This window comes from Shewanella sp. SM87 (assembly GCF_025653705.1).
Classification (GTDB): domain Bacteria; phylum Pseudomonadota; class Gammaproteobacteria; order Enterobacterales; family Shewanellaceae; genus Shewanella; species Shewanella oncorhynchi.
Map to the genome: position 1 here is coordinate 15,714 of NZ_JAKKSC010000019.1, position 21,783 is coordinate 37,496.

A 21,783-nucleotide genomic window follows, 5' to 3' on the forward strand; every position below is an offset into this window, starting at 1 on the left:
TTGATGGCCGCTGTTATGGCACTTTGCAGTGGTTTTTACATTAGAAAATAATGTAATACATTAACAAAAGTATAGAAATGTGAACAACAACACCTTTACATTTTGATCTAGCGCAAACTTCAACCTAGATACCCCCTAAGAGGTATATTTTTAGCAGGGTTAAATCACTAAGTTTGACCATGGAGATGTCGTGATTTACAACAATAATGCAACACGGAGATGAGATGATGAAGAAGATGACAGGTAAGTCCTTTGCACTGAGTGCACTGGTTGCCGCCAGCTTCATGGCTGCGGGCGCAATGGCGAGTGATAAAACAGAGCCTCGCAACGAAGTTTATAAAGATAAATTTAAGAATCAATACAGTAGCTGGCATGATACCGCTAAAAGTGAAGAACTAGTGGATGCACTTGCACAAGATCCTAATATGGTGATCTTATGGGCGGGTTATAGTTTTGCTAAAGATTATAATGCACCACGCGGCCACATGTATGCGGTAACTGACGTGCGCAACACGCTACGTACAGGTGCACCCGCTAATGCGGAAGATGGTCCTATGCCGATGGCATGTTGGAGCTGTAAGAGCCCTGACGTACCTCGCTTGATTGAAGAGCAAGGCGAAGATGGTTACTTCAAAGGTAAGTGGTCAAAGGGTGGCCCTGAAGTGACAAATACCATTGGTTGTGGTGATTGCCATGAAAAAAGCTCTCCAAAGTTACGTATTTCACGCCCTTATGCAGACCGTGCTTTTGAAGCTATAGGTACACCTTTTAGCAAAGCGTCTAAACAAGATAAAGAATCAATGGTATGTGCTCAGTGCCACGTTGAGTATTATTTTGAGAAAACTGACGACAAAAAGAATTTTGTTAAATTCCCTTGGGATATGGGTACAACAGTTGAAAAAATGGAAGTCTACTATGACTCAATCCAATTTTCTGATTGGACACACGCCCTTTCTAAGACACCAATGTTAAAAGCCCAGCATCCAGAGTATGAAACTTGGAAAATGGGTATTCACGGCATGAATAATGTAAGTTGCGTTGACTGTCACATGCCAAAAGTGACCAGTGCTGAAGGTAAGAAGTTTACTGATCATAAAGTGGGCAATCCATTCGACCGTTTTGAAGAAACCTGTGCAACTTGCCATAGCCAGACTAAAGAGTTTTTGGTTGGCGTGACTAATGAGCGTAAAGCCAAAGTTAAAGAAATGAAGTTGAAAGCGGAAGAGCAATTAGTCAAAGCACACTTTGAAGCAGAGGCTGCGTGGAAAGCTGGCGCCACTGAAGAAGAAATGAAACCCATACTGACAGATATCCGCCACTCACAATGGCGTTGGGATTTAGCGATTGCTTCCCATGGTGTTGCAGCTCACGCACCGGATGAAGCATTGCGTATTCTGGGAACTTCGGTAAGTAAAGCTGCTGATGCTCGTGTGAAGTTAGCGCAATTACTCGGTAAAAAAGGCATCACAGATCCTGTTGCGATTCCTGATATCTCTACCAAAGCTAAGGCACAAGCAGCATTAGGTATGGACATGGATAAAATGAATGCAGAGAAAGAAGCATTTAAGAAAGACATGTTACCTAAGTGGGATGAAGAAGCGAAAAAACGCGAAGCCACTTATAAGTAGGTTTTAATCAATCGTGGTTGAGTTTTCGATATGAGCTAACCCCTCATGCAAACAAAAGCCCTCGCTGACTCAGCGGGGGCTTTTTTATGGAAAAAATATCGAGTAATGTCAGGCGTTGATCATGCTGGCCGAGTGAATACCACGGGCTAAATCGCTATTTGATCAGTTTTAATAACGCCCTAAATCGCTCGCCTTGGGCTTGATGTTGTAATTCAAATAATAGCGATTCCACGTTAGTTAATAGGGCGCCCCTGGCCGTCATCATTTGGATCCCAAGTTGTTTATTCTCAGCACTGCGTGACGATACGCAATCGGCGACTAAATGCACCGAATATTGCTGCTCGATAAGGTCACAACAGGTTTGGTAAACACACACATGGGTTTCAATACCCGCGACTATGACGTGTTTGCGATTCGTCTTAGTTAATGCCTTTGCAAACGCGTCACAGTGCCAGCCGCTAAAATGCTGCTTAGCAATGGGTGAGCTGGTTTTCGCAAGTAAGGTTTGCAGCTCAGTGCTAGTTGCTCCGAGTTTATCGGGTAGTTGTTCTAACCACAGTATTGGAATTTCAAATAATTGTGCGCCTTGGATTAAGGTCTGTAGTTGTTGATGCAGCTTGTCACTGTTATCCATGATTTGTGCAAGTTTTCCTTGCACATCGACGATAACGAGAACACATTCTTCTGGTTTTAACATCGGGCCTTCCTTCTGCGCTTGATGATTGTCTTAGTGATGATCTTCGCTTTTGTCTAAGAGCTTGTGTTGTGATGCTCAGATTTCATCTCGATTTACGCTTCCCCCAGTAGACCCTAATTTAACCTTGTTACCAATAGGCCTAAGGTCGAATAGCTGTCGCACTTAAACTGCTCACTAAAAGAGTGCATCGCACCAGTTCGTGCTCGATTATGGTGCGTTTTTAACCTTAAAAAATAGTGTTAAACAATTTAAACCAATAATAATCAATAGATTAAATTGTTGGCCTAATGATTGAATTACCTTTGATACAAGTTAATAACAATCGCGTTTTTTTGGAGGTCAGGATGAAACTAGTCAGCGCTATCATCAAGCCGTTTAAGTTGGATGATGTCCGTGAAGCTATCGCCGGAATTGGTATTGAGGGCATGACGGTGACCGAAGTGAAAGGTTTTGGCCGTCAGAAAGGGCATACAGAGTTGTATCGCGGCGCCGAGTATCAGGTGGATTTTTTGCCAAAAGTAAAACTAGAAATTGCCACTAAGGCTGAAAATCTCGACATGTTGATTGAGGCGATTACCACTGCGGCCCATACGGGGAAAATTGGTGACGGTAAGATCTTCGTCGTTGATTTAGAACATGCTATCCGTATCCGTACGGGTGAACTTGATACTGAAGCGCTATAAGGGGCTGACAATGGAAGAATTAACGAAATTAGGCGGCACAGTCACTGAACTACGCTTTGCACTCGATACCTTTTACTTTTTGATTTCTGGTGCTTTAGTCATGTGGATGGCGGCGGGATTCGCTATGTTAGAAGCGGGTTTAGTTCGCTCTAAAAATACCACTGAAATTTTAACTAAGAACGTTGTGCTGTACGCGATTGCCTGTGTGATGTATCTGTTGGTTGGCTATAACATCATGTATGTGGATAACACTGAAGGTGGCTGGTTACCGTCAATTGGCACCTTAATTGGTTCGCAATCAGCAGATGCGAGCCATGCATTAGAATCTGACTTCTTCTTCCAAGTTGTATTTGTGGCAACGGCGATGTCAATTGTCTCTGGTGCTGTGGCGGAACGGATGAAGTTGTGGGCTTTCTTGTTCTTCTCTGTGGTGATGACAGCGGTTATCTATCCAGTAGAAGGTTATTGGACTTGGGGCCAAGGTTTTATCGCTAAACTGGGCTTTGTAGACTTTGCTGGTAGCGGTATTGTGCATATGACGGGGGCGACCGCGGCGATTGCTGGCGTGATATTGCTCGGTGCGCGTAAGGGTAAATACGGGCCTAATGGCCAAGTGAATCCTATTCCAGGCTCTAACTTGCCAATGGCAACCTTAGGTATGTTTATTCTGTGGATGGGCTGGTTTGGCTTTAACGGCGGATCGCAATTAATGGTGTCGGATGCGGCGAATGCAAGCTCAGTGGCGAAAGTGTTTGTGAATACCAATACTGCAGCGGCTTTTGGTGCCATCTCAGCTCTTATCGTGTGTAAGATGATTTGGGGTAAAGCGGATTTGACCATGATCCTTAACGGTATTTTGGCTGGATTAGTGGCGATTACAGCAGATCCTCTCTCGCCTTCATTGTTAATGGCGGGTGTGATTGGTTTAGTGGCGGGCGGTGTGGTGGTGTTCTCGATTGTGGGCTTAGATCGCATTAAGATCGACGATCCCGTCGGTGCGATTTCAGTACACGGTGTGGCTGGTTTCCTCGGCTTAATGTGTGTGCCATTATCCAATGCTAATGCAACTATTACCGGACAGTTGACGGGCGCAGCGATCATTTTCACTTGGGTATTCTGCTCATCATTTGCAGTCTGGTATGTGATTAAGATAACCATGGGGATCCGTGTGACTGAGGAAGAAGAATACAACGGTATGGATGCTTCTGACTGCGGTATTGATGCCTATCCTGAGTTTGTTACGGTCAAAAATGCGGGCTGATTAAACTTGCACATTAACACGTGATTCACCTTGATGCTTAGCTTGGATCGAGGGATAGTGAAGCAGAGCCTAGGCTCTGCTTTTTTATGGGTAATCAATGTGATTGAAGTTTAAGCACAGGGTCATAAGCTTAATTACTGAGCAATTCTGTTTTCTTGTATAAATTAAGGAGTGTTCTATGAGCTTGAATATAAAAACAATAGGTCAATTTTCGCGACTAAGTCTTATCGTCATTTCTGGCTGGATATCGGTTTCTGCCTTTGCAGGAGAAGTGATCGTTAATCGCTCAAGTGAGCCTGTCGATGCCTTTGCCGTGCGTGATCAAGTGCTCAAAGATTTTGAATGGCAGGAGTCGCTTCGTCGCCAGCAGCAAATCCAAATTTTGCAGGCTTTACCCTCAGGTTGCGTTACGGTCATGAAACCCTATCGACATTTTACCTGTGGGGAGCATAACTATCGGCCGTATGATTATCAGCAGCGTGAGTTATACATAGAAGTTGACCGACCTTCACAATAGTTAATTCATTAAATTATTTGCGATTATTTTCAATCGATCGCGATTATCATTTTATGTAACCATTTTATGTCGTCTTTTTCGCCATTTGTAATAAGCTCAAATAGGAGCTAATGGTGTGGGAGGACGTATGTCGAAACTATTCCGAGCCGTATACTTGAGTACGATCTTGAGCGTTGTATTCAGTCAATTGTTTGCTTGTAGCTCGACGACCATTGAGCCTAATCCGTCGGATCTTGAGTCGTTACTTGCCGATTCACTGTTTACCCCTGTGGCCGATATTCCTTCTGTTGCGGATATTTTTTATCTGCCACCTGAGGTCGTGACAGACGTAAAACGTCGCTATGGGATATACACTTTGTCACACAATAACAACATGTTAGCCAATGAATGGTTAGCTAGTTATATCAATGCAAGTCAAACCAATAGCGCTAACATTGATTTTCGATATCAAGATAATCTGACCCAAATTGCCCGTGAAACCTATGCCCAAAGGGCGGGTAATTGCATGTCTTTAGTGGTCATGACTTCTGCGTTAGCGGACATATTGAATGTGAGTGCTGAGTATCAAGATATTGCGATAGAACCCGTATGGGATAAGCAAGGTGATTTCTATTTAATCAATGGGCATGTGAATTTACGCTTACTTCCACCTGAAAACGCACATTCAGTTTATGTGTCATCTACCGCAGTTTTAGTGGACTTTATGCCAGAGCGAGCTCTACGGGGATACGGTAAAACCCAAGTGGATCGGCAGACCTTAATCAGCATGTTTTACAACAATATGGCGGCAGAGTCTTTGGTGAACGGTGATTTAGACAGGGCCTATGCCTTGATTAAAGTGGGTTTAAAAGTCGGCCAGTTTGTTCCTTCACTCAACACGCTCGCCATTATTTACCGGCATAAAGGTGATGAAAAGCGGGCCGAACAGGTTTATCGCTATGCACTCAAGTTTGATGCGAAAAATCTGACAACGCTTTATAATTTAGCCTTGATTTTAGGGGCGCAGGGGCGGCTTGATGAATGGGCCGAAATTAATAAAGTGCTTGAATTAGCGCGAATACGTAATCCCTATTATTACTATGACATGGGGCAGCAAGCCTATGATGAGCATCAATACGACGAGGCCTTGGCTTGGTATCAAAGGGCGTTGGCTAAAGCGGATTATCGTCATGAGTTCTTCTTCGGTTTATCTAAAACCTACTGGGCGCTGGGGGACGAAAAGCGTGCCAAACTGAATATGGATAAAGCCTTGGCTTTGAGTCGAGATGAGTCAGAGCGTCAACGCTATCAGAGCAAGTTACAAGTCATGTTACAGCATTAGCATTTGCCCGCTCTTTTCTATAGAGAGCTGGCCATCAATTATGCTTATTACGGGTAAACATCTTTGCTTGCTAACATAGGGCACCTAAATACACTTGCAGCAAATATGTTTATTCCTTTTTATCCGCCATATTCGATTTTGTTCATCAAGGCTGTGAGTTAGCTGGCATATTTGAATTTTGATTTTTTTAAAATATATTAAAACAATAAGTTATATTTGATTTTTTGAAATGGAGACAACTTGGTTGCATTGGCGCCTGAGACTCGATAAATTGAACCCAGTATTGCAGTTGAGATCCCTTATCGCAGCGATAGAAATAGCCTAAAACACCAGCGTTGGAGCAGTAAAATTATGTATTACCAAAATGATGACGTTCGCATTAAAGAAGTAAAAGAGTTACTTCCACCTATCGCGATTCTTGAACGATTTCCTGCTTCCGAAAAAGCCTCTGCGACTGTGTTTAATGCGCGTAATAGTATCCATAATATTCTGGCTAAGTCTGATGATCGTCTATTAGTGGTGATTGGCCCTTGTTCTATCCACGATCCCAAAGCTGCGTTGGAATATGGACAGCGTTTGGTCTCACTGCGTGAACGTTATAAAGATCAACTCGAAATTGTGATGCGAGTGTATTTTGAAAAACCAAGAACCACAGTGGGTTGGAAGGGGCTGATTAACGATCCTTACATGGATAACAGCTTTAAACTCAATGATGGTTTACGCACCGCCCGTAAATTATTAGTGGATTTGAACGACAGCGGTATGCCAACCGCGGGTGAGTTTCTTGACATGATCACCCCACAATATATGGCTGATTTAATGTGCTGGGGAGCCATTGGTGCCCGTACGACAGAATCTCAAGTACACAGAGAGTTAGCCTCGGGTCTTTCTTGTCCGGTCGGTTTTAAAAATGGTACTGATGGCACGATTAAAGTTGCTATTGATGCGATAGGTGCTGCCAATGCACCACACCATTTTTTATCTGTGACTAAGTTGGGCCATTCGGCGATCGTTTCGACTAAGGGCAATCCTGATTGCCACATTATTTTACGGGGTGGCCGCGAGCCCAATTATAGCGCGCCGCATGTCACTGAGATTAGCCAGCAATTGTTAAAAGCAAAGCTTGCCGACAACATCATGATCGACTTTAGCCATGCTAATAGTAGTAAAGAGTATCAACGTCAGTTAGTGGTTGCTGAAGATGTAGCTGGTCAAGTGGCGGCGGGAAATACTGCTATTTTTGGTGTTATGGTAGAAAGCCATTTAGTGGAAGGTCGTCAAGATCTTATTGAAGGTCAAGAGTTATGCTATGGGCAGAGTATTACCGATGCGTGTATTGGTTGGGATGATACCGAGCGTCTGTTAGCCATTTTGAACCAAAGCATTATCGAACGCCGTCAGGTTTAATTGTCTGCTCGAGCGAACATAAACCGCAACTATACCTGAGTTAGCCGTTAACGATTGCGGGTTAAGTAAAAACAAAGGCGCTATCCTGGCGCCTTTGTTTTATCTATTTATTGCTTATTTCAACAATGTATTCATTTGCTTTGGCTAAGCTACCAAAGGCGGCAATAAGGTTGTTTCTACCTTTATCTTGTATCTCTGGATTGCCTGATTCGATCATCATCCACACCCAAGTTTGGATCAGTGGTAATGGCGGGTATTGAACTTTAGCGGAATCCAACATAAAGCTTCCTTTGATCTTAATTTAATTTGTTTGTCTTAATGTTCTCGCTAGAACTTGGGCGTATGAATCGCAAAATCTAGCGCGTAGAGGTTAACAAATTCTATTGATTTGTATAACCGCCTCCATGGCATTTTGGGCAAAACGGCAAAAATAATCAACAGCAGCAACTTTGTGCCAAGTCTTCTTCCATTGCACTCTTATCCTCTTACATACGGCTCTGAGGTTAAGTAAAACGGTACATGCCTGAACACAAATTAGTATAAATTCATTTATTGTGAATACGCCAGTGTAATGCGTAAGTATGATGTTTTGGCTTTAAATACAATCAAAATAGCAGATGAGTATGTCGTGAATAAGTCTATTTGTCTGTCAGGAAAATCTGATTGATTTTATTCAGACTTTGCTAGTTTCGCTTAGCTTATGTCCGGTGTGAACTGTTACAATTGGTATAACTCATTCAAGGTTATGTCCTATGCGCCCAACGTTATATTTTGAAGGTCCAGTCGATAAATTAAACTGGCACGTCATGAAACTGCTTTGGCCTTACTTATTGGAATACAAAGGCCGTATTGCGCTGGCGATGTCATGTCTCATCATCGCTAAGCTGACCAGCGTTGGTCTGCCTTTTATTCTGAAGCATTTGGTCGACACCTTAGATGCCGATAAAACTGCGCAAGCCCTCAGTGTGCCCGTAGGATTAGTGTTGGCCTATGGCGCGGTACGTCTACTAACGGCGATTACGGGGGAGATCCGCGATACCTTGTTTGGCCGCGTAACAGAGCGGGCGATCCGCCGTTTAGGCTTAGCGGTATTCGACCATTTACACCGACTTGACCTCGATTTTCATCTAGAGCGCAAAACCGGTGGCCTATCCCGTGATATTGAACGCGGCACCAGCGGCGTGAGTTTCCTCATGCGTTTTATGGTGTTCAACATAGTGCCGACCTTGCTCGAAATTGTCATGGTGATTGGCATTTTCTTTTATAACTACGGCATTGCGTTTGCTGCAATCACTTTTGTTGCTGTGCTGGCTTATATTATTTTTTCTGTGGTCGCGACCGAATGGCGTACTGAGTATGTACGTGATGCGGCCAAGGCTGACTCGTTATCGAATACCCGCGCCATCGACAGCTTGCTGAACTATGAAACGGTGAAGTATTTTAATAATGAAAAGTATGAGTCGCAGCGCTATGACCAAGCGCTTGAACAGTGGGAGATCGCTAAGCGTAAGAATCGCTTATCTTTGTTTGCGCTCAATGGCGGACAAGCTGTGATTATCGCTTTGGCGATGACAGCTATGATGGCGCTGGCGGCATACAGAGTTACCTATGGCGATATGACCTTAGGTGATTTTGTGTTGATTAATGCGTTTATGATGCAGCTCTTTTTACCCCTTAACTTCTTAGGTTTTGTGTATCGCGAAATTCGCGGCGCGTTAGCCAATATTGAGCGCATGTTTAGCCTGCTCGATAAACATCCTATGATAGTCGACTTACCCCAAGCACTCGATTTTCAACCCACTAAGGGTGAATTGATATTTGAAAATGTTAATTTTAGCTACGATGAGCGGCAAATTCTGCGGGACGTGAGCTTTAAGGTTGAAGCCGGTAAAAAGGTGGCTGTTGTAGGTGATAGTGGTGCAGGTAAATCGACCCTGATTAAACTGCTATTTCGATTTTACGATGTGGACCAAGGTGCGATTAAAATCGATGGACAAGATATCCGCCATCTCACCCAAGATGCGCTGCGACGGGCCATCGCTATCGTGCCGCAGGATACAGTGCTGTTTAACGATTCATTAGTTGAGAACATACGTTATGGTCGCCCGGGCGCGACGGATGAAGAGGTGCGCAACGCGATTAAACTGGCGCACTTAGAGCAATTTATTGCATCACTTGCCCTTGGTTGGGACACAAAGGTGGGTGAGCGCGGCTTAAAGCTATCTGGCGGAGAAAAACAGCGGGTCGCGATAGCAAGGGCCATTTTGAAGGGCTCGCCCGTGCTGGTGTTTGATGAGGCTACATCTTCACTCGATAGTCGCTCCGAGCAAGCTATTTTGTCGGCACTGCGGGAAGTCGCTAAGGGGCACACTAGCCTAGTGGTGGCTCATAGGTTATCGACCATAGTCGATGCCGATCAAATAGTCGTATTAAGCCAAGGAGAAATAGTTGAGCAAGGTAATCATCAGACTTTGCTGTTGGCAAATGGTCTCTATGCCAAATTATGGCGGATACAAAATGAGCAACAACATACTCCTCTGAGCAGTTAATAGCGTAATACAGTTCAGTCTTTATTCAGCTTCGGCTCTCTATACTCAATGCCAACACATCAATCGGAAGAGATCTGGCATGGAAAATATTACACTGAGAGCTAATATTGAAGGCAAAGAAGAAAAAGTCGCCACTGATTGGTATGCCATCATGGCGACATTGAAAAAACGTGGTGTTGATTATGATTCATTGCAACGCATTCATGCTGAGTTGAACGCGGGCCTGTTGGTTACCACTCGGCGACTTACCTTGGCTAAAGTCAATCCAGAAATGGTGCTGGCAGGTGTGATCCGCGATATGAACGCGCCGACAAGTGACTTTATGGGTATGCGTTAGGTGTGTTCGCTAGTGCTTTAGTACAGTTTAGGTGAGAACGTCCGAGAATAGAGGTGAGCCTCTATTCTTGATGCTCTAGAGAGACTCCAGAGATAAAATATGGCTGAATTAAGCTACGCCGTTCAGCTTCCCCGCTTTCCAACCTTCACATAAAAGATTCAATTTAGGTACTGACTCATCTATCAAAGTGAGTCGAATGATCTGCCCTTCGCGAAAACACACCAGTTCACCTTCGATCTCGGTCAGGCGATTACAGCTCTTACAGCTAGTGCTTACAGTTTTACTGGCGGGCAGTTGGCTTACGAAGCTAGATTTCAAAGTGTTTCCTTAAGTTCAATTGTGGGTAAGACATTTGAATAATGTCTCACGTCACGGATCTTACCTCTTTTGTGATACGCATTCAAATATACCTTATGTAAACCCTATATAGACGAAAGTTGTATTCGCCATTAACCGCGAGGGTTCGCGGCTACTTATCCATATGTGCATAGTATTTATCGAGTGAAATGGATAAACCGCTATCGAGCACAATTCGGACATGTGAGGGTTTGAGTTGTCTTGGTTCTGTCACTCCGCAAGAGTGCGCAATTAAGGCTAAGTCATGGTGTAAATTATGATTATAGCTAGCAACACGAGCCGATTTATCCCTAGGATCGAGTCCTTGTTGTAGCTTGGGATTGTGCGTTGTGATGCCCGTTGGGCAGGTATCTCTATTGCACTGTAAGGCTTGAATACAACCGAGGGCGAACATATTGCCACGGGCCGATGCGATGAAGTCGGCACCTAATGCCAAAGCCCAAGCGACTCTTGATGGCACAATAAGTTTACCCGAAGCGATGACTTTGATGCGTTTACGCAAGCCTCGTTGGATCAAGACATTAACTAGGATAGGTAAGCTTTCCTTCAGTGGTAATCCGACATAATCCATTAAAGGTTGTGGTGCAGCGCCTGTGCCGCCATCGGCACTGTCTAAGGTAAAGAAGTCGGGGGCAGAGTCTTCGCCACGACGTTCAATTTCATCACATAAATCTTCGAGCCACTGCACGTCACCGAGTACGGCCTTAATGCCCGTTGGTTTACCGGTAACTTCACGTACTCGTTCAACCATATCCAAAATATCGTTCACGGATTTGAATTCAATATGACCATTAGGGCTAATAGAGTCATAACCCTGAGGAATACCGCGAATATGGGCAATTTCAGCTGTGACTTTGATCCCTGGTAAAATGCCGCCTTTGCCCGGTTTAGCTCCTTGACTCATTTTAATTTCAAACATTTTGACTTCGGGATGAATGGCTATCGACTTGAGCTTTTCATCGTCTAAATGTCCGTGCTCATTACGTACACCGTATTTGGCCGTTCCAATTTGAAAGACGATATCGCAGCCACCTTTTAGATGATAAGGGCTCAAGCCGCCTTCACCTGTGTTAAGCCAGCAACCCGCCTGCGCTGCACCGTGGGAAAGGGCGGTAATTGCTGGGCGCGATAGAGCCCCAAAGCTCATGGCTGAAATATGACAAATGGCTTGAGTCGTATAGGGTTGGCGGCAATTGGTGCCAATTGTCAGTGGATGAATGGGTGTGATCTCTTCATCTTGGGTTGGGAAGGCGGTATTCATAAACATAACAGTACCGGCAGTATCCAAGGGGCGAGTCGAACCAAAGGCGATAGTTCTATCGACATTTTTAGCGGCGCGGTACACCCAGCTGCGTTCAGCACGGTTGAAGGGCAGTTCTTCTCTGTCTTGGGCGAAAAAGTATTGTCTGAAAAACTCACCTTGTTTTTCAAACAAATATCGAAAGCGACCAATCACGGGATAGTTATGTCTTACCGCTTGTTTGGTCTGCATTTTATCTGCGATATACATGTAAATAACCGCGAGTACTGCGAGTCCTATTACAATCAAAAACAGCCCTGAAAATAGATCGAGTCCCCACATAAACCAATTGAGTTCACTCATGTTATTTATCCTTATTCTTGTCCGTAACGGGTGGCGATCAAGCTCGCAGGTTGGTCATCATTAAGAGAGAGTAAAAACAGCTGGCTATAGTCATCTTCACTGATCGCTTGGATCTCAGGTCCACCAAGGGCTTTAATGATCTGTCGGACAGTATTTGAATGCCCAACGATGAGTGTATTGCCCTTTACAGCATGCACTTGTTCAACAATGTGTTGGATATGTCCTTCGATAGGTTTGGCAGCTTCTACTATCGTCACAGGTAAATGGCGATCCTCGGCGATGGGCGCGAGTGTTTGCTGGGTTCTTAGGTATTGAGTCGCAATAAGTTGCGACAGCGGCGTGCGGCTCAAGGCAGTGATCAGTGATGCTGCGCGTATTTCTCCCTTGGGTGATAACTGCGGGTTATTGGCTGGCGTGTCGGCTTTCTCGGCATGTCTGACTAAAATAATTAGTCTACTTTCAGCATGAGCTTGGCTAATGGGAGCAAAGCCGAGGCAAGTGAATATGACGAGGCTTGTTAGCAGGCTAAAGCGTTTTATATTGATACCCAGATTATGCTTAAAATAGTGCTTAAGGATTAGTGTAAACCCGTGAAAGCGGAAATGACTCAAACTGCGGCCTGCTGCCATGGTGTAACATCCTTTTCTATTGGCTTATGTCTAAGCTCAGCGATAGTAATGATCTGCATTGCGGTGGGTTGGCGCTTTATGCACCTTATTAAAGAATGAACCCACTTAATTTATGTGGGCCTTATCATGGCCTTGTGGTCAGATGGTACTTCAATTCTAAAAATTACTAAAGCTGGTTAAATTTTGGTCGATAATTAAGTCGACCCGAATTGAATGGATAGTCATCATGGAAATCAATAAACCCCCTCAAGTGCAAAGTACCCCTTTGCCACAGAAAAAATATGCTGAAAACGCGGCGTCTAAGGGCACCGAAGTGAGTGATTCGAAGGACGCGAAAGCCACAGAAGTAACCTCGAAGCAAACTGCGCAGCAAACGAGCAAGCAGCTGATGAATCAAGCGATTTTATCGGCACAGCAAGATGTGAATATCAAGTCAGGCGATCAGTCTATGGCCTTGCTTTATCGCGCAGCGATAGAGTCGATTAATAAAGAGTTAGCGCCCACTATGGGCGAGAACGCGATTCAGACGGCTTATGATAATGGCGTAGATACTTCTCCAGAAGCGACTGCAGATCGTATCGTGAGTTTTGCGACGCAGTTTTTTAGCATTCACCAACAACAAAATTCGGGTATGAGTCTAAGTGATCAACTCGATAGCTTTATGGGGATTATTGGCGGTGCCATTGACAATGGCTTTAAAGAGGCTAAAGATATTCTGTCCGGCCTTAAAGTATTGCAGGGTGATATTGCCGATGGTGTCGATAAAACCTACAGCTTAGTGCAAGAGGGGCTGCAAGCCTTTAGAGATAGCTTTAACAAGAAGACTGATGAGACAGTATCGAGTCCGAGTTAATACCTCAGTATTTTCAGTTCTATATTCAGCGTTATAGTCATAAGCCCCTTATATAAGGGGTTTTTGTTGTGCAGAAAAAAGTCTATGCTGGAAGCCTATTTAACGTTTCGCTTGAGGGCAAGTTATGTGGATTAGGGGACAAGTGATAGAACGTATTGATTGGAGTGATAAGTTATTCTCATTGCGCATTGCTGCCGAGTTAGCTCCATTTATTCCTGGTCAGTTTATCAAGTTAAGTCAAATGCAAGATGATAAGCGTGTGGCTAGAGCCTACTCCTTAGTAAATTCTCCCGATAAACCCTATGCCGAGGTGCTCGCCGTTGCAGTAGAGGATGGCCTGTTATCGCCTCAATTACACAACCTTGCAATAGGCGATGAAATTGAAATTACCTCAACCGCGACCGGTTTTATGACCTTAGCTGAAATTCCTAAGGGTGAACTCCAAGGGAAGCATTTGTGGTTTTTAGCCACAGGAACAGCAGTAGGGCCATTTTTGTCTATGCTCGACACCGATGAACCTTGGGAGCGTTTTGAAAAAGTCGTGCTTGTGTATGGCGTGCGCGAAGCACAGGATTTGGCATATCTTGATAAGCTGCGTAATTTAGAACGCAAATACCCTGAACAATTTACATTAGTCTTGAGTGTGACCCGTAAACCCTTTGCCGATGCTTTGCAGTGTCGCATTCCCGAGGGGATAGTCTCGGGTGAAATCGAAAAAAAGGCAGGATTAACCTTAAACGCAGCTGACTCTCAAGTTATGATCTGCGGCAATCCGGGTATGATTAATGGTGCGCAAGCCGCTTTACTCGATAAAGGGTTAGTGAAGAATTTACGCCGTGCTCCTGGGCAAATTACCGTTGAAAAATACTGGTAATCTCAATTTTACATAGAAGGCGAGAGTAAACTTGTTGCCGTTCTTGCCCCTAAAAAGCCATAGCGTTTAATGCAAACAAAAGGAAATTTTTGATGAAGTTGTTAAGTTCTCAAGCTTCGCCCTATGCCCGTTGTGTAAGAGCCTTAATCCAGTATCTAGGGATTAACAATATTGAAGAGCAGTTAGTTAATCCCTTTGAAAACAGCGCAGAATTACTCGATGCTAACCCGTTAGGACAGATCCCGTGTCTTATTACCAACGATGGTGTTGCACTATTCGATAGTGAAGTGATCATGCGTTACCTAGATACAGAGCTTGGCGATCGTAAGATGTTTGGGATCTCAAATAATAACTGGGTGCTGGAGTGTCAGTATTCTTTAGTCAAAGGCTTAATCGATAGCGCGGTGAAATTACGCCAAGAGCAAATGCGTGAAGAAGAAGGCGTGAGGTCAATATTTTGGACTGCACGTTTTGAACAAGCACTGCTGCGCGGCCTTATGCAGATTGAGCTTCAAACTGTGATCACCCAAACCACGATTCAAGCACCGCAATTAGCCTTGATTTGCTTACTCGATTATGTGGATTTTAGACATCCAGAGCTAGATTGGCGTAAGGTTGCACCTGCGACAGCACTTTGGTTCAGTGAAATGCGTGATTTACCTGCATTTATTCAAACTCGTCCCCAATAATCCGCAGAGGATGCTCAACCGTCGGTTGCGCGTCTTCCTTTTGGCCTATCACGGCGATTTTGTTCACCAAAAGCGCCGAATAACTCACGAGTAACCCCATATTCTACTCTGCGATCATTGCCTAGTTGGCGCCTGTCTTCATGGTGTTGATAGCGGCATTGGCAGTTTGCCATAGTGCATTCTTCCATCGGAATTTCGGGCGCATCTTTTGATAAAAATCGTTTTCCAGAAAGCGCTTCAATCTGCTCACAGCAACTGCCGTTATTCACTATGCTCACACTGTGAAAACTGTGAGTCTTATTAATGCTGGGATCAGCAGCTTGAGAAGAGTGTTTATGTCTTTTGGGACGACTATTGAGTTTGAATAAGCCAAATAGCGCAATTGCGGCTACGCCTAGCAGCAAAACAGTTAACATAACGCCTCCTGAAAGCATTTTTATCAAATTAAGGTTCAGTTTAGTTTGATTTGAGATAATCTCAAATTTTCAGATTAATACCATTAAAAACATGAAGTTAATTAGATGCTTGCTCTCAAGTTCTGTATCTATTACTCTTGCGAAACTGATAAGCATTATCATTAATGCGTTAGTGTTCAAATTTTACTGAACACGTCATCACTTTGGGGAGAATTCGGTAATGAAATGGGTAACTTGCGCGGCTGTTTTTGGGTTAATGTCGGTTGGGCATTCAGCGAATGCAGATGATAAATTAACCGTTTATTCTTATCGTCAAGCTTTCTTGGTGGAGCCTATACTGACGCGTTTCACCGAAGAAACTGGCATAGGTGTGAATTTGGTATTTGCTAAAGACGGTATTGCCGAGCGTCTCGTCCGTGAAGGCCGTTTATCCCCTGCGGATCTTGTGCTGACGTCTGATTTTTCACGTTTAGTTGAATTAGTGGATAAAGATCTAACCTCTCCAGTCAAAAATCCCCTGCTAGAGAGTAATATTCCTGCGCAGTATCGCGATCCCGACGGCCAGTGGTATGCCCTGACTATGCGGGTGCGAAATCTCTATACAGCCAAGGATCGTTTAGGCCAGCAGCAATTGACCTATGAAGAATTAGCCGATCCCAAATATAAAGGAAAGATTTGTACTCGCAGTGGTAAGCATCCATACAACATAGCGTTAGTCGCATCTATGATTGCTCATCACGGTGAAGCTGAGGCAAAAACTTGGTTACAAGGCGTGAAAACTAATTTAGCCCGCAAACCTCAGGGGAACGACAGGGGGCAAATTGCCGCAGTAAAAGAAGGTGTGTGTGAGATCGCCATTGGTAATAGCTACTATTACGGCAATATGTTGCAGGATCCTGAGCAAAAGGCGATCGCCGAAGCTGTGACGCTCAACTTCCCGAACCAAGCTGACCGCGGTGCCCATGTGAATGTGTCTGGCATGGTATTAACTCGCCATGCGCCTAATAAAGCCAATGCGATTAAATTGATGGAGTTCTTATCCGCCGATGTGGCTCAGAAGGCTTATGCCGATGTGAATATGGAATATCCAGTGAAAGCCGATGTGGCACCTTCATCTTTAGTGGCTTCATGGGGTAAGTTTAAGTCAGATCAATTGCCCATTTTTAAGTTGGCAGAATATCACCAAGCGGCGGTTAAGCTATTAGATGAAGTGCAGTTTGATCTCTAGCTCCAGTGCTAGCGACAAAATGCAGATTTAGGTTATCAGCGCCAGTGATTGGCGCTGTGACGTTTTAAGGATTGACATGATTTTAGGATTAGCCAGAAGCTGGTCGCTTGCTGGTTATGCCGTGGCCGCCTTGCTGGTATTGCCACTATTTGCGTTGATATTTCAAGCTTTTCAGCCTGACGAAGCCGTGTTTGGGCACTTGATGGCAACGGTTCTGCCGACATATATCATTAATAGTTTATTGCTGATTTTCTGGGTGAGTCTGGGGGCGTTATTACTTGCGTTACCCTGCGCTTGGTTGATGGCTCGTTGTGACTTTGTCGGCAGGCGATATTTGCAATGGGCGCTATTATTGCCCCTTGCTATGCCTGCGTATATTGTTGCCTACGTCTATACCGATTTACTCGATTATGCGGGGCCAGTGCAGCGCGGTCTTCGTTCGATATTTGGCTGGGACTCACCGCAGGATTATTTCTTCCCCGATATTCGTACCTTAGGCGGTGCGGCGTGTATGTTGTCGCTGGTATTGTTTCCCTATATTTATCTCTTGGCACGTACCGCTTTTATGGAGCAATCCTTAAGTTTGGCGCATGCTTCGCGCATTATGGGCTGTTCACCGTGGCAAAGTTTTTGGCGTTTATCTTTGCCTATGGCAAGGCCTGCGCTCGCCGTTGGGGTGGCTTTAGTGGCGATGGAGACGGCCGCTGATTTTGCAACGGTTAACTATTTTGCCGTGCCTACCTTAACGACAGCCGTGTACGACACTTGGTTGGGTTATGGCAATTTGACCGCCGCCGCTAAGTTATCGGCGATTATCTTGCTGGTAGTGTTTAGCCTGATTGGATTTGAGCGTTTTGCCCGTCGTAAACAGCAGTTATTCCAAAAACAATCACGTATACAAGTCACTGACTTGTATCGACTCTCGATGACTCAAACCTTGGTCGCACTGAGCTTTTGCGGCATGCTATTGCTATTAGCCTTTCTGTTACCTTTCGGGATTTTATTATCCTATGCGATTGGTTACTTTGAACAAAGCTGGGATAAGAGTTTTTGGCAATTGAGTCTTAACAGCCTCAGTCTTGCGCTGATCACCAGTTTACTCTGTTGCTTAATCGCCTTACTGCTTATGTTCGTTCGCCGGATAAGCCCAAGACAGAGTGATGCTTTGCCCTCACGGTTAGCTTCGACGGGCTACGCCTTACCAGGCACTGTGCTGGCTATTGGGGTATTAGTGCCTTTAACTATGCTAGATTTTGCGATTAACGATCTGGCGGATCTTGTCGGCATAGCAGGTCCTGGTCTTATCCTTACAGGCAGTGTGATTGCATTGATTTTTGCTTTTTGTGTACGTTTCGTGGCAATTGCGATTGGCAGTGTTGAAAGCAGTTATAAACGCATCTCGCCATCGCTAGACATGGTGAGCCTGACCATGGGGCAAACTCCTCGGCAACTTTTGCGGCGGGTGCATTTGCCTTTACTTGCTAAGGGATTGTTTGCGGGCGCTTTATTGGTGTTTATCGAAAGCATGAAGGAACTGCCCGCTGCGTTATTGCTGCGGCCTATCGGCTTTGAGAATCTTGCAACTTATGTATTCCAGTTTGCGTCCGATGAAAAACTCGAGCACGGCGCATTAGCTGCTATTGTGATTGTACTAGTGGGTTTAGTGCCGCTTATTTATTTAAACCGTTCATTGGAGCATCACAGCTGATGACAAGTACGCTCAAGCTTAAGCAAATTCATAGCGATTATCAGGGCCAGCAAGTACTTAAAGGTTTGAGTTTAACGCTCGCCCAAGGGGAAATCCTGGCGTTGTTAGGCCCAAGCGGTTGTGGCAAGACGACCTTATTACGTGCGGTTGCTGGATTACAGGCCATAAGCCAAGGTGAAATCCAGATTAATGGCCGCATAGTGAGTGGCAATAGCCAGTTTGTACCTAGTGAGCAGCGCGGCATCGGCATGATTTTTCAAGACTATGCGCTTTTCCCTCATTTGACTGTGGCGGAAAATATCCTCTTTGGGGTGGCTAGATTGTCGGGCGCAGAACGTCAGGCACGTTTGGATGAAATGCTAGCCTTGGTCAAACTTGAAGGGTTGGCACAGCGTTATCCCCATGAATTATCTGGCGGTCAGCAGCAGCGAGTTTCGATTGCGCGGGCACTTGCCTATGAGCCGCAATTATTGCTGCTCGATGAGCCTTTTTCTAATATTGATGCCCAAGTGCGTTACGAGATGATGGCGGAAATTCGCAGCATCTTAAAACAGCGTAATGTCAGCGCGGTGTTTGTTACTCATAGCAAGGATGAAGCCTTTGTATTTGCAGATACTTTAGCCATCTTTAATCAAGGCATCATAGTGCAGCATGGTAGTGCCGAAGCTTTATATGCCGCCCCAAACAGCCGCTATGTGGCGGACTTTTTAGGTAGCGGTAATTACTTACCTGCAGCAGTGTTTGATGGGCACAGTGTTGTCACTCCCATAGGTCATTTAACGAGCCTCACGCCATTAAATTTGCCGAGCGAGTTCAGCGGAACAGTATTCTTGCGACCACAGCAATTGACGCTCAGCGCCGATGAACAGGGCGTTGGTACTATCACTGAGCGACGTTTCTTAGGCGCCTTTTGTCATTATTGGGTCAAAATTGAGGCCGCTTCCCATGCTTATTATGTGGAGGTGCGTAGCCAAATGATGCAGCTAAGTATCGGTCAAAAGGTTGGGGTAACGACTGAGCCGCATTCGCTTGTGCTGTTTGAATCTTCAGCATATTCAAACTGTGGGGACCCAATCTAAGCGATGAGTATTTATTCAATGCTGATATAGCATAGCCAACTAAAGTACGACATTTTTGCTTACGTTTAACTTGGGTCTATACGGTATTGGTTGGTGATATTTTAGACCATCCTTGCTACTTTTATCCTCCGGTTTTGGAGGAATTATGATAAAAACAATAAATTCAATTTGCACCCTCGTTATTGTAGCAACGGCAATATCGTCTTCAGGAGTGATGGCCATGGATAGGATCACAGGTAAAGCCTTCGCAACGCGATCAGAAGTGTATGCAACCCAAGGGATGGCGGCGACCAGTCAGCCTTTAGCCACGCAAGTCGCTATTGATATACTCAAGCAGGGCGGCAGTGCGGTCGATGCAGCGATTGCCGCTAACGCTATGTTAGGATTAGTCGAGCCAACGGGCTCGGGTGTCGGCGGGGACTTATTTGCTATCGTTTGGAGCGCAAAAGATAAACGCCTCTATGGTCTAAATGCATCGGGGCGCAGTCCCAAATCCTTAAGTTTTGAAAAGCTTAAATCCCTCGGATTAGACTATTTACCGCCGCTTGGACCTTTGCCGGTTTCTGTACCGGGCACTGTGGACGGTTGGTATGAGCTGCATAATAAGTTTGGTAAATTAGCTATGGCTGATAACCTCGCGCCTGCAATTCATTACGCCCGTGATGGTTTCCCAGTGTCAGAGTTGATTGCCTATTACCTTGATGGCAGTGGTAAAAAACTGGCTAAATTCCCCGGTTTTAAAGAAACCTATATGCCTAATGGTAAGATGCCTACCGTAGGGGAAATCTTTAAAAATCCCGCGCTTGCTAACACCTATGAGAAAATTGCCAAGGGCGGCCGCGATGCTTTCTATAAAGGTGATATTGCCAAAAGTATTGATAAGTACATGAAATCCCAAGGTGGTTATTTAAGTTATGATGACTTAGCCAGCCATACTAGCGACTGGATAGATCCCGTTTCGGTGAACTACCGTGGTTACGATGTGTGGGAACTGCCACCTAATGGTCAAGGCATTGCGGCGCTACAAATCTTAAAAACCATGGAGCCCTTTAATGTGGCTGCCATGGGCTTTAATAGTCCTGAATATGTGCATTTATTTGTCGAAGCAAAGAAACTCGCCTTTGCCGACAGAGCTAAGTTTTATGCCGACATGGCCTTTAATAAAGTGCCCGTTACCGAGCTTATCTCACAGAAATATAACTATGATCGCGCTAAGTTGATTGACCCTACAAAAACCGCCAAGAGTGTCGATGCGGGTAATCCAGCGTTGCAACATGGCGATACTGTGTACCTGACTACCGCTGACAAAGATGGCAACATGGTGTCACTCATTCAGAGTAATTACCGTGGTATGGGGTCAGGGATGACACCACCGGATCTCGGCTTTGTGCTGCAAGACCGCGGGCAAATGTTTGATTTAACGGAAGGGCGTTTTAATACCTACGCACCGGGCAAGCGTCCATTCCATACCATTATTCCGGCTTTTGTGACCAAAGACGGTAAACCTTGGCTGAGCTTTGGGGTGATGGGCGGCGCGACTCAGCCACAAATGCACGCGCAGATTGTAATGAATCTGATTGATTTTAAAATGAACTTGCAAGAAGCGGGCGATGCCCCCAGAATTTTGCATATGGGGTCAACCGAGCCCACAGGCGAAGTGATGAAGGATGGCGGCTACGTCAGTTTGGAATCAGGTTTTCCGGTAGAAACCCGTCGTGAGTTGATTAAGAAAGGCCATGTACTGCGTGATGGACTTGGGGAGTTTGGTGGCTATCAAGCCATTGGATTTAATGCCGAAACCGGCGTATATCGTGCGGCTTCTGAGAGTCGCAAGGATGGTCACGCCGCAGGCTATTAACACTAAGATAAATGCTAAGGTAAACTCAACACTGAGTGAACCTGACGTCATTGATTCGATTTAACTGATTGGCGAGACTTTAATGGTCT

The 21,783-nt window shown here is 44.9% G+C and carries 21 protein-coding genes; 15 read left to right on the forward strand and 6 right to left on the reverse strand.

The annotated features are described in order from the left end of the window. The first annotated feature begins 224 nt into the window (after window positions 1–224). A complete protein-coding gene (gene nrfA / locus L5M11_RS15280; protein ID WP_263178202.1) occupies window positions 225–1,628 on the forward strand; it encodes an ammonia-forming nitrite reductase cytochrome c552 subunit in 1,404 nt (467 codons plus the stop codon). Between the two features lie 154 nt (window positions 1,629–1,782). On the opposite strand, the gene L5M11_RS15285 is transcribed toward nrfA, so the two are convergent. Continuing rightward, window positions 1,783–2,325, reverse strand: a complete 543-nt coding sequence (locus tag L5M11_RS15285; protein WP_263139709.1) for a hydrolase — start codon at window positions 2,323–2,325, stop codon at window positions 1,783–1,785. Window positions 2,326–2,669: 344 nt separating this feature from the next. Here L5M11_RS15285 and L5M11_RS15290 point away from each other — a divergent pair, with 344 nt between their 5' ends. The 5 genes from L5M11_RS15290 to aroG all read left to right on the forward strand — a co-directional run bounded on the left by L5M11_RS15290 (window position 2,670) and on the right by aroG (window position 7,514). Further along, entirely contained in the window at window positions 2,670–3,008 is a 339-nt protein-coding gene (locus L5M11_RS15290; RefSeq protein WP_028761800.1) for a P-II family nitrogen regulator, read from the forward strand. 10 nt (window positions 3,009–3,018) lie between these two features. Further along, the gene (locus L5M11_RS15295) at window positions 3,019–4,269 is read left to right on the forward strand and encodes an ammonium transporter (protein ID WP_028761801.1); all 1,251 of its coding nucleotides are present in this window, start codon (window positions 3,019–3,021) and stop codon (window positions 4,267–4,269) included. Window positions 4,270–4,447: 178 nt separating this feature from the next. Continuing rightward, window positions 4,448–4,786, forward strand: coding sequence for a hypothetical protein (locus L5M11_RS15300; RefSeq protein ID WP_168824642.1), 339 nt, complete (start codon window positions 4,448–4,450; stop codon window positions 4,784–4,786). A gap of 127 nt (window positions 4,787–4,913) precedes the next feature. After that, complete coding sequence (locus L5M11_RS15305) at window positions 4,914–6,107, forward strand: tetratricopeptide repeat protein (protein ID WP_263192649.1); 1,194 nt, start codon at window positions 4,914–4,916, stop codon at window positions 6,105–6,107. Between the two features lie 351 nt (window positions 6,108–6,458). Then, window positions 6,459–7,514, forward strand: coding sequence for a 3-deoxy-7-phosphoheptulonate synthase AroG (aroG, locus tag L5M11_RS15310; protein WP_131525191.1), 1,056 nt, complete (start codon window positions 6,459–6,461; stop codon window positions 7,512–7,514). 103 nt (window positions 7,515–7,617) lie between these two features. Here aroG and L5M11_RS15315 read toward each other — a convergent pair whose 3' ends face one another. Further along, on the reverse strand, window positions 7,618–7,794 hold the full coding sequence (locus tag L5M11_RS15315) for a hypothetical protein (protein ID WP_105250227.1): 177 nt from the start codon (window positions 7,792–7,794) through the stop codon (window positions 7,618–7,620). Between the two features lie 472 nt (window positions 7,795–8,266). Between L5M11_RS15315 and L5M11_RS15320 the strand changes: the two genes are divergently transcribed. Both L5M11_RS15320 and L5M11_RS15325 read left to right on the forward strand, forming a co-directional pair. Continuing rightward, the gene (locus L5M11_RS15320; RefSeq protein ID WP_263192651.1) at window positions 8,267–10,063 is read left to right on the forward strand and encodes an ABCB family ABC transporter ATP-binding protein/permease; all 1,797 of its coding nucleotides are present in this window, start codon (window positions 8,267–8,269) and stop codon (window positions 10,061–10,063) included. A 79-nt stretch (window positions 10,064–10,142) separates the two neighbouring features. Then, on the forward strand, window positions 10,143–10,400 hold the full coding sequence (locus L5M11_RS15325) for a hypothetical protein (RefSeq protein WP_105250225.1): 258 nt from the start codon (window positions 10,143–10,145) through the stop codon (window positions 10,398–10,400). 108 nt (window positions 10,401–10,508) lie between these two features. Here L5M11_RS15325 and L5M11_RS15330 read toward each other — a convergent pair whose 3' ends face one another. The 3 genes from L5M11_RS15330 to L5M11_RS15340 all read right to left on the reverse strand — a co-directional run bounded on the left by L5M11_RS15330 (window position 10,509) and on the right by L5M11_RS15340 (window position 12,989). After that, window positions 10,509–10,718 (reverse strand): hypothetical protein, encoded by a 210-nt coding sequence (locus tag L5M11_RS15330; protein WP_105250224.1) that lies wholly within the window; start codon window positions 10,716–10,718, stop codon window positions 10,509–10,511. 151 nt (window positions 10,719–10,869) lie between these two features. Further along, on the reverse strand, window positions 10,870–12,360 hold the full coding sequence (locus L5M11_RS15335; protein WP_263184470.1) for an FMN-binding glutamate synthase family protein: 1,491 nt from the start codon (window positions 12,358–12,360) through the stop codon (window positions 10,870–10,872). An 11-nt stretch (window positions 12,361–12,371) separates the two neighbouring features. After that, the gene (locus tag L5M11_RS15340; RefSeq protein WP_263192653.1) at window positions 12,372–12,989 is read right to left on the reverse strand and encodes a histidine phosphatase family protein; all 618 of its coding nucleotides are present in this window, start codon (window positions 12,987–12,989) and stop codon (window positions 12,372–12,374) included. Window positions 12,990–13,215: 226 nt separating this feature from the next. Between L5M11_RS15340 and L5M11_RS15345 the strand changes: the two genes are divergently transcribed. The 3 genes from L5M11_RS15345 to L5M11_RS15355 all read left to right on the forward strand — a co-directional run bounded on the left by L5M11_RS15345 (window position 13,216) and on the right by L5M11_RS15355 (window position 15,405). Beyond that, the gene (locus L5M11_RS15345) at window positions 13,216–13,842 is read left to right on the forward strand and encodes a DUF5610 domain-containing protein (protein ID WP_105250221.1); all 627 of its coding nucleotides are present in this window, start codon (window positions 13,216–13,218) and stop codon (window positions 13,840–13,842) included. Window positions 13,843–13,966: 124 nt separating this feature from the next. Next, complete coding sequence (locus L5M11_RS15350; protein ID WP_105250220.1) at window positions 13,967–14,716, forward strand: ferredoxin--NADP reductase; 750 nt, start codon at window positions 13,967–13,969, stop codon at window positions 14,714–14,716. Window positions 14,717–14,808: 92 nt separating this feature from the next. Continuing rightward, complete coding sequence (locus tag L5M11_RS15355; protein ID WP_105250219.1) at window positions 14,809–15,405, forward strand: glutathione S-transferase N-terminal domain-containing protein; 597 nt, start codon at window positions 14,809–14,811, stop codon at window positions 15,403–15,405. A 14-nt stretch (window positions 15,406–15,419) separates the two neighbouring features. Here the strand turns inward: L5M11_RS15355 and L5M11_RS15360 are convergent, their stop codons facing one another. Next, a complete protein-coding gene (locus tag L5M11_RS15360; RefSeq protein ID WP_105250218.1) occupies window positions 15,420–15,821 on the reverse strand; it encodes a hypothetical protein in 402 nt (133 codons plus the stop codon). A gap of 220 nt (window positions 15,822–16,041) precedes the next feature. Here L5M11_RS15360 and L5M11_RS15365 point away from each other — a divergent pair, with 220 nt between their 5' ends. From L5M11_RS15365 to ggt, 4 genes are all read left to right on the forward strand, one after another. Further along, entirely contained in the window at window positions 16,042–17,049 is a 1,008-nt protein-coding gene (locus L5M11_RS15365) for a Fe(3+) ABC transporter substrate-binding protein (protein ID WP_113939101.1), read from the forward strand. 76 nt (window positions 17,050–17,125) lie between these two features. Further along, window positions 17,126–18,757, forward strand: coding sequence for an ABC transporter permease (locus L5M11_RS15370; RefSeq protein ID WP_263181899.1), 1,632 nt, complete (start codon window positions 17,126–17,128; stop codon window positions 18,755–18,757). After that, on the forward strand, window positions 18,757–19,836 hold the full coding sequence (locus L5M11_RS15375; RefSeq protein WP_173496716.1) for an ABC transporter ATP-binding protein: 1,080 nt from the start codon (window positions 18,757–18,759) through the stop codon (window positions 19,834–19,836). Before L5M11_RS15370 ends, L5M11_RS15375 begins: the two co-directional genes overlap by 1 nt. Before the next feature lie 145 nt (window positions 19,837–19,981). Beyond that, window positions 19,982–21,694, forward strand: a complete 1,713-nt coding sequence (gene ggt / locus L5M11_RS15380) for a gamma-glutamyltransferase (RefSeq protein WP_263192655.1) — start codon at window positions 19,982–19,984, stop codon at window positions 21,692–21,694. Window positions 21,695–21,783: the final 89 nt, after the last annotated feature.

Excerpts from the sequence above, each read along its gene's own strand:
- L5M11_RS15360 (WP_105250218.1), bottom strand. The coding sequence starts at position 15,821 with ATGTTAACTGTTTTGCTGCTAGGCGTAGCCGCAATTGCGCTATTTGGC.
- L5M11_RS15315 (WP_105250227.1), bottom strand. The coding sequence starts at position 7,794 with ATGTTGGATTCCGCTAAAGTTCAATACCCGCCATTACCACTGATCCAA.
- L5M11_RS15375 (WP_173496716.1), top strand. The coding sequence starts at position 18,757 with ATGACAAGTACGCTCAAGCTTAAGCAAATTCATAGCGATTATCAGGGC.
- aroG (WP_131525191.1), top strand. The coding sequence starts at position 6,459 with ATGTATTACCAAAATGATGACGTTCGCATTAAAGAAGTAAAAGAGTTA.
- ggt (WP_263192655.1), top strand. The coding sequence starts at position 19,982 with ATGATAAAAACAATAAATTCAATTTGCACCCTCGTTATTGTAGCAACG.
- L5M11_RS15365 (WP_113939101.1), top strand. The coding sequence starts at position 16,042 with ATGAAATGGGTAACTTGCGCGGCTGTTTTTGGGTTAATGTCGGTTGGG.
- L5M11_RS15320 (WP_263192651.1), top strand. The coding sequence starts at position 8,267 with ATGCGCCCAACGTTATATTTTGAAGGTCCAGTCGATAAATTAAACTGG.
- L5M11_RS15290 (WP_028761800.1), top strand. The coding sequence starts at position 2,670 with ATGAAACTAGTCAGCGCTATCATCAAGCCGTTTAAGTTGGATGATGTC.
- L5M11_RS15325 (WP_105250225.1), top strand. The coding sequence starts at position 10,143 with ATGGAAAATATTACACTGAGAGCTAATATTGAAGGCAAAGAAGAAAAA.
- L5M11_RS15305 (WP_263192649.1), top strand. The coding sequence starts at position 4,914 with ATGTCGAAACTATTCCGAGCCGTATACTTGAGTACGATCTTGAGCGTT.
- L5M11_RS15295 (WP_028761801.1), top strand. The coding sequence starts at position 3,019 with ATGGAAGAATTAACGAAATTAGGCGGCACAGTCACTGAACTACGCTTT.
- L5M11_RS15300 (WP_168824642.1), top strand. The coding sequence starts at position 4,448 with ATGAGCTTGAATATAAAAACAATAGGTCAATTTTCGCGACTAAGTCTT.
- L5M11_RS15350 (WP_105250220.1), top strand. The coding sequence starts at position 13,967 with ATGTGGATTAGGGGACAAGTGATAGAACGTATTGATTGGAGTGATAAG.
- L5M11_RS15340 (WP_263192653.1), bottom strand. The coding sequence starts at position 12,989 with ATGGCAGCAGGCCGCAGTTTGAGTCATTTCCGCTTTCACGGGTTTACA.
- L5M11_RS15370 (WP_263181899.1), top strand. The coding sequence starts at position 17,126 with ATGATTTTAGGATTAGCCAGAAGCTGGTCGCTTGCTGGTTATGCCGTG.
- nrfA (WP_263178202.1), top strand. The coding sequence starts at position 225 with ATGATGAAGAAGATGACAGGTAAGTCCTTTGCACTGAGTGCACTGGTT.
- L5M11_RS15285 (WP_263139709.1), bottom strand. The coding sequence starts at position 2,325 with ATGTTAAAACCAGAAGAATGTGTTCTCGTTATCGTCGATGTGCAAGGA.
- L5M11_RS15345 (WP_105250221.1), top strand. The coding sequence starts at position 13,216 with ATGGAAATCAATAAACCCCCTCAAGTGCAAAGTACCCCTTTGCCACAG.
- L5M11_RS15335 (WP_263184470.1), bottom strand. The coding sequence starts at position 12,360 with ATGAGTGAACTCAATTGGTTTATGTGGGGACTCGATCTATTTTCAGGG.
- L5M11_RS15355 (WP_105250219.1), top strand. The coding sequence starts at position 14,809 with ATGAAGTTGTTAAGTTCTCAAGCTTCGCCCTATGCCCGTTGTGTAAGA.